This is a genomic window from Absicoccus sp. (assembly GCF_034090965.1).
In the GTDB taxonomy this organism is placed as follows: domain Bacteria; phylum Bacillota_I; class Bacilli_A; order Erysipelotrichales; family Erysipelotrichaceae; genus Absicoccus; species Absicoccus intestinalis.
The window spans coordinates 91744-98333 of sequence record NZ_JAXDRQ010000068.1; the positions used below are offsets into that span (position 1 = coordinate 91744).

General features: G+C 35.1%; 9 protein-coding genes. 1 reads left to right on the plus strand and 8 read right to left on the minus strand.

Annotated elements, in window-relative coordinates; translation table 11 throughout:
* The first annotated feature begins 3 nt into the window (after window positions 1-3).
* Window positions 4-912, plus strand: coding sequence for an SEL1-like repeat protein (locus SOS22_RS10595; protein ID WP_320325857.1), 909 nt, complete (start codon window positions 4-6; stop codon window positions 910-912).
* Window positions 913-927: 15 nt separating this feature from the next.
* Here the strand turns inward: SOS22_RS10595 and SOS22_RS10600 are convergent, their stop codons facing one another.
* From SOS22_RS10600 to SOS22_RS10635, 8 genes are all read right to left on the minus strand, one after another.
* A complete protein-coding gene (locus SOS22_RS10600; RefSeq protein ID WP_320597139.1) occupies window positions 928-1713 on the minus strand; it encodes an ATP-grasp domain-containing protein in 786 nt (261 codons plus the stop codon).
* A gap of 268 nt (window positions 1714-1981) precedes the next feature.
* Window positions 1982-2782: a protein-ADP-ribose hydrolase gene (locus SOS22_RS10605; RefSeq protein WP_320597140.1), complete on the minus strand. Its 801-nt coding sequence runs from the start codon at window positions 2780-2782 to the stop codon at window positions 1982-1984.
* 73 nt (window positions 2783-2855) lie between these two features.
* Window positions 2856-3800, minus strand: coding sequence for a hypothetical protein (locus tag SOS22_RS10610; RefSeq protein ID WP_320597141.1), 945 nt, complete (start codon window positions 3798-3800; stop codon window positions 2856-2858).
* A 158-nt stretch (window positions 3801-3958) separates the two neighbouring features.
* The gene (locus SOS22_RS10615) at window positions 3959-4378 is read right to left on the minus strand and encodes a hypothetical protein (protein ID WP_320597142.1); all 420 of its coding nucleotides are present in this window, start codon (window positions 4376-4378) and stop codon (window positions 3959-3961) included.
* 274 nt (window positions 4379-4652) lie between these two features.
* Window positions 4653-5315 (minus strand): DUF4143 domain-containing protein, encoded by a 663-nt coding sequence (locus SOS22_RS10620; RefSeq protein WP_320597143.1) that lies wholly within the window; start codon window positions 5313-5315, stop codon window positions 4653-4655.
* A gap of 58 nt (window positions 5316-5373) precedes the next feature.
* Window positions 5374-5634: an AAA family ATPase gene (locus SOS22_RS10625; protein ID WP_320597147.1), complete on the minus strand. Its 261-nt coding sequence runs from the start codon at window positions 5632-5634 to the stop codon at window positions 5374-5376.
* 265 nt (window positions 5635-5899) lie between these two features.
* Window positions 5900-6427, minus strand: a complete 528-nt coding sequence (locus SOS22_RS10630; protein ID WP_320597144.1) for a hypothetical protein — start codon at window positions 6425-6427, stop codon at window positions 5900-5902.
* A partial coding sequence (locus tag SOS22_RS10635) for a hypothetical protein (RefSeq protein WP_320597145.1) occupies window positions 6411-6590 on the minus strand: 180 nt, incomplete at its 5' end. The genes SOS22_RS10630 and SOS22_RS10635, both read right to left, overlap by 17 nt.

A 6590-nucleotide genomic window follows, 5' to 3' on the forward strand; every position in this document is an offset into this window, starting at 1 on the left:
AACATGAATACAGAACAAGCATGGAAAATATTCAAAGAATATAACGCAAAAGACAACCCTACACAATTTGAAAAAGATGCTTTTATTGAAGCATCCGAATTTTATATATATGCCGATCGCGATACACCGGATCGTGATATCGTATTATTCAACTTAGCCTCCTTTTATTACGACAATGAATATTATCCTCAAGCAAAAAAATATTATGAGATTTTAATTGATCAATATGATGATTTGTCCAAAAATTTAGCTCAAACTTGTCTTGGCAAATTTTATTATTATGGCCATGATGGAATGCCAAATTATCAAAAAGCCTATCAATATGCCAATCAAGCAGCTGAATTTGAATCGAATTTGCAAGCCCAATGGTTGAAACTTGCTTGTATCTATCAGTTCAATGATTCGCCAAGCACTGACACAAGGTATACAGAATCCGTTTTTCAGTTGACCGAAACAGTGGTCCACAGACAAAGCAGTTGGTTTGCACCTGTTCCTGAAGCCAAATTACTGATTGCTTCCATATTTTCAGAAACAAAGGACCCCTCCATCAAAACGATATGTGAAGAACTACTTCAAGAAGCACGAGCCTTTTTACCAAGGCGGTTACAACAATCAAAAAATCCAGATGACCTTTTATTGATGCACCAAATCATAGATATGCTTCCACATACTGGTCAGGAAATTCTTGATATCTATGATTTAATATGGTTACTAAAAAAAGATAGCGCCGTTTCATTTACGTATGCAGGTGCTCCTTATGAAGTCCATGCACAACAAAAAGACCATCATACCGTCATTTCTTTTCAAGACAATTGGTATTGTTCCATTGATGATTTTCTTAAAAAAGCAACCATTGATGGACATGTATTACGTGGTATTGCCCATCAAATTTCAAACATAACAAAAAGATAAGAGATCTCGTCTCTCTTATCTTTCTTTCCCATTGGCGCGAAAATCAAATATATCTTCTCGCTCTAAGATTTGTGCCCATCGTGCCGATATCATTTTGGCATAGCGAAAATCAACCAAGCCATAGGAGCCAAGAGCATATGCATCGTTACACTCAATAAGGATGGTTTGATGGTCTTTTGTGACTCCAACATCCATGGCACAAGCCATAGGGCGTTGCTTCCAATTTCGAAAAGCATCCATCATTTGATCCAAAACAGTGGGATCGTATGTGTAATGATAATCGCCTTTATATGGTCGAATATCGTAAATCTCATCATAGTAAATAAAACATCGCCATTCTCGCCGAATATCCATGGCTTCACTACATAATACATCATAGTCTTCGCTATAGTTTCCACACCCAACCAGATCTTGGATCGAATGAATGACTTTTCCCGTAAAAGCCTTGGATCTTATTGGTTTTACAAACCACCCTGCTGACCATTTTTCAGGATCGGTTGCGATTGCATTGATCGTATCTTTCCAGATTCGTCTTCCTAAATATGGTTGTAGACAAGCTGGATAGTCATCTACATGCATATGATCATATCTAAATTTATGAAATACCGTTTCGCATTGCGCAATATAATCAATCACGATATCTTCTTTTGTGATCGTATCATATATATCATCTAGACTTCGATAAGGTACAATTTCAGCACCTAACTCACTAAATCCATAGATGGCTTTTGTAAAGTTTTCACTATGTCCAATCCATAAACCAGAATTGGGATTGACCTTGCATTTCACATACACTTTCATATTTTCACCCTTTCCTCTATCATCAATCGGTCACTTTGAAATTCTTTTAGATAGATTCGATATTTTTATAATACGGTTTGTCAACAACATATGCAAAAAATCGGTTTGTAATCCTATTTTTTGTCCTTTTGAAGCTCGTCAAAATCATTCAAACCAACCGGTTCCGTTCTCCTTCTTTGTAGGGATGAGACAATAAAAAACTGGTCCATCTTGAATAGCAATTTATTCAATAATTGATCAGTTTTCAATTACTATTTACATGAATTTCTCATAACAACAATTGACTGTATATTTCTTTATCACGATCTTTGAATACATTAAATACAACTTGATGTATGGTTGTTTCTGGATGTGCATCCAACCATTCTTTTACCGTCTTTACCGCAATCTTTGCTGCTTTGTCTTGCGGAAACATGAACACACCAGTCGAAATGCAACAGAAAGCGATATTTTCACAGCCATGCTCTGCTGCAAGGTCCAGACTATTCCAATAGCACGAGCTAAGAAGTTTTTTATCCTTCTTTGTTAGCCTATTGGATACAATAGGACCGACTGTATGGATCACATATTTTGCAGGTAAATTATATCCCGGTGTAATCTTGGCCTGACCAGTTGGTTCTTCCTGTCCTTGTGCTTTCATGATCTGATAACACTTCTCACGTAGTTCCACACCAGACATCGTATGAATGATATTATCAATACAACCATGAAGTGGAGAAAAACAACCTAGCATTTGTGCATTGGCTGCATTTACGATGGCATCTATACGAAGGGTAGTGATATCCCCTTGCCAAAGAATCAAGCGTGGATCCAATGGCGTAGGCAAAAGATTCGATACTTCCGTGATTCCTTTCTCTTCAGTCATACCTTTCAATACTTCTGCTTGTTCCTTATAGAATCGATCGGGTAATGTATGAGTGGCCGACATACGAACATTACATAGGGCTCGATATAAATCAAATGCCGGCTGTAGATCGGTTGGAAGTGTATATCCTCCATATTGTGGCATTTCTTCAATCAAACATTGAATCAAATAGTGAAGTGCTTCTATCTTTTCAAGATTGGTCATATCCCTCCTCCTTTCACATAATGTTTACTTTTCAATCGATACTATGAATTGTCTACTGTGTCTTCCAAAACGGCTAAGTCGTAAGATTCTGCAATACTGCTCCGATATCCCCATCAATACATATGGACCGGTTTGCTATCTCCTGTGGACAATAGGCCTCCCCTTTGTTGAGGCAGGCATAGAAAGCATGCGGATTCTCCTTTGTATACTGCCAGAAGGGATACTTGATAATAACCGGGGTATTCATTCCTACACCCAACTCCAAATAGAGAATATGGGCTCCCTCATGTTTCGTTAAAAAGGCGTGATATCGATTCGATGCTTGATGCCATCCTTCATCTTCCACAAAGGAATTGTCGATGCGTAAATTGGTCGTCATCCACTGGCCATCATCTTCACACACAGGTATCAATTCAGTCGGAATGTACATGCTCACTTCTTTGTTTGTTGGTGAAAGCAACTCTCCTTTTGGACCGATCGTAAATCCCTGCGCTTCGATCATTTGACGGATGCTCTCATAATTATCATACGTCTTATGAAGCGATGCATTTTGTGGATGACTGCTTTGAAACAATCCATAATCACCTTGTGTATAATACAGTCGTTGTTTTTCAAAACCGCTTCTTTGAAAACAATGATCTACATTCGTTGTCAAAACAAAATACTCTTTCTCTTTTACGATCGCATAGAGTTTTTGATACAAATTGGAAGGAATAGGGGCATAGCGATTCACCCAGATTTGACGACACCAAAATCCCCAAAATAATTCGAGATGATCGAAAGGATAAAAACCTCCCGAATACATATCGGAAATGCCATACGTCTTATAAAAATCATCAAAATATTGATGGAATCGTTGGCCTGCATAGGTATATCCAGCAGAAGTAGAAAGCCCGCTTCCTGCACCAATCACGATCGCAACTGCACATTCTAGTTGTTCCTTTAATATTTCAATCTTATGATCAAAACTAACTTTTAATCCCTCGCTCATCATTCGATCCGTATCAAAATAATACATGAACAACACTCCTTTCCCATCGAAAACACCATTATATTCATCTAATTGTAATAACTTTTATTTCATATTGCAGATGCACTATATCATCCAACGATATTTGTTGTCAATATTTTTATTACATTTAATCTCAAAACAAATCATAATAGGCTTTCCTTTTCTTATTCTGAACTTTTATAAAACGAATCCATTCGATTATAAAACTTTTTTGTTTCCTTCTCGTCATCAAAATTAAACACATACGATCGTGTTGAATTTTTGAGTTCGATCAGAATGTAATCATTGGAACGACTATGCAAATAAGCCTTACACTTATATACAGATTCCTTTTCCGTTCCATTGGTATTCAAAAAACGAATATTGGCATCTCCAGAAAAATAATCATCGCTGCCCCATCGAAAGCCATTCGATACCAGTTCTATTTTGGTATCTTCAAAATATTTTATGCTTTCAATCTTTGAAAATTTGATACGCTCATCCGGCTGAAATACGATGGTATCCTCTTTAATGGTGGCATAAACCGGTGGATTCATTCGCATCGTTGAAAGAATGATCACAGTTCCAAAGATTCCAGCAAGCAAACATTTAATGATAAATCTTTTCTTTTTATCCATCCTATTTCTTGCCCATAAATCAAAAAGGACTATGATTGATGCAAAAAGAATTCCTAAAACGAAATGATTAACTACCGGTCTCATCTTGCTTTCCTCTATTCATTAAAATTGATTTATTTATTAATTTTTAATTAACATGCAAACAAGACCCTGTCAATCCAATGGTTCGTTACCTTCTTATGAATTTTATACATCAACCAAAAAAAGAACCAGTTTTCATCCATCTGGTCCTTTATCTTTTTCACTCATTCCATGTCTTTAAAAACCGTTTTAATAAGAATGCACAAAAATAAGGAATCGTCATAATCGAATTGCTATATCCGATATTTTGAGATGTAATTTTGATTCCCCTATTACTATCTGAATATCGGTCACTTTGAATCAAAGTCTGTAAAGATTTAGATGTTCCTTTTTTTGCCTTAACTTCTACCCTAATCAAATCATGCATCGTTCGTACAAAGAAATCTTCTTCCAATGTGGAGTTTTCTTTTTTATAGTAATACAAAGGTAAACCGCTTTTGTAGAATGCCTCTGCAACAATATTTTCATAAAGAGCCCCTTTATAAACGCCAAAATTCCTATTCACCCATAAATCTTCTTGTGATTCATCATCAAGCGATGCGACGAATAAACCAACATCTGAAAAATATAATTTAAGCCATTCAACACATCCTACATAATCTTTAAATCGTGTACCATGAGAAACTTTTGAAATCTGAAACTTTTTATTCTCTTTGGAAAGTTGTACAGGAATATGATTATAAACGTTCAGTATACGACCTTGATCAAGTCCATAGGCATATTTTCGAATATCCTCTTTGTAGTCTTCTATCAGTTGTCGCTGTGTCTGTAACGATCCTTCAAATGTTCCCTTTTCAATATAGTTTTGAACCACTTCTGGCATTCCTCCCAACACACAAAAGTCCATGAACAAATTTGAATATAAAGACATTTCTAGTTCACTAAACGATTTTTCCAGCTACATGATTTAATAAATCTTGAACTATTTCATCGCCATATCCCTTTGCCCATAGAAACTCTTCAAAATCTAAAGAAAACATATTCATATCGAATTTATATCCAACACTGTTGCTTTCAATTTGTCGATAATGTATTCCTAATAAAGATCCGCTACAAATCACATCAAAACGCCCGTCCAGACAAAAGAACTTCAATGTGGTCGTAATATCAGGTAAAGCTTGTATCTCATCAAAAATTATGATCGTATTTTATTACATATCCAACAAAAACATGAGCGAATATTCATTTTACTATGAACAATATTCGCTTTCAAAATGTTTTAACATCCTCTTTTCTATCTTGCCCACTTAATTTCAAAGCTGATATACCCAAGTTGTACCCAACGATTGCAACCAGTAAGGTTATTCGTCAGTCAATTGATCAATCATCAGTTATTAACCCTATCGGCATTCTCAAATTTAAACAATTAAAATACGATAGGACAACGGATACCACAACTGATTTGTTCTATTCTGTTGTTCCAATTGATAATTCTGATATCTTACATTTTGAATAATCAAAAAATTCCTGAAATTGATTGATATATTCTGATAGGGCAATCTCAATTAATACTGGATGAAATATATCTTTATTTTTTTTCGAATACTTTGCAAAAATACAAGGTTCATTCTTACCAATAAGATTTCTTATAGTATTGGGTACAGAATGTTTATATGCATTCGATATATCATTTGTTTTTTTCATGAATGGAATAAATTGATCATAATCATCAAATTTACGATCCTTCTTATTTACATACTCGCCTATACTTGAAACAGCCAATTTACACTTTCTGGAATTTTTTAAATACCACGTAAGTGAGATAATCATATCTATAAAATATCTTATGTCTGCAATAATATATGCTCCTATCGTAAATTCTTTTCTATAATAATACGTATTATAAATCATAACCATGCTGTTTTCTCTGGCTATTAATTTCCATGTATCGCAATAATCAACAATCAATTCATTTGTACTATCTAAAGTTAACAATAATGATCCATACATCAGCGATAAATCGGGCTTTGATGAGGGTATCCAAGTCATCTAGCTCTTCTTTTCTATGTTTTATTACCAAACTTAATTTATCAAGAATATGCTCAATGTCAGTTTGCTTTTTCGCAGAGTACAAAGGAATTTCATATTCTTTCAACCA

Bases quoted from the DNA above. Each gene is read 5' to 3' on its own strand.
- SOS22_RS10595 (WP_320325857.1), top strand. From the start codon at position 4: ATGAATACAGAACAAGCATGGAAAATATTCAAAGAATATAACGCAAAA.
- SOS22_RS10600 (WP_320597139.1), bottom strand. From the start codon at position 1,713: ATGAAAGTGTATGTGAAATGCAAGGTCAATCCCAATTCTGGTTTATGG.
- SOS22_RS10605 (WP_320597140.1), bottom strand. From the start codon at position 2,782: ATGACCAATCTTGAAAAGATAGAAGCACTTCACTATTTGATTCAATGT.
- SOS22_RS10620 (WP_320597143.1), bottom strand. From the start codon at position 5,315: ATGCCAGAAGTGGTTCAAAACTATATTGAAAAGGGAACATTTGAAGGA.
- SOS22_RS10610 (WP_320597141.1), bottom strand. From the start codon at position 3,800: ATGTATTATTTTGATACGGATCGAATGATGAGCGAGGGATTAAAAGTT.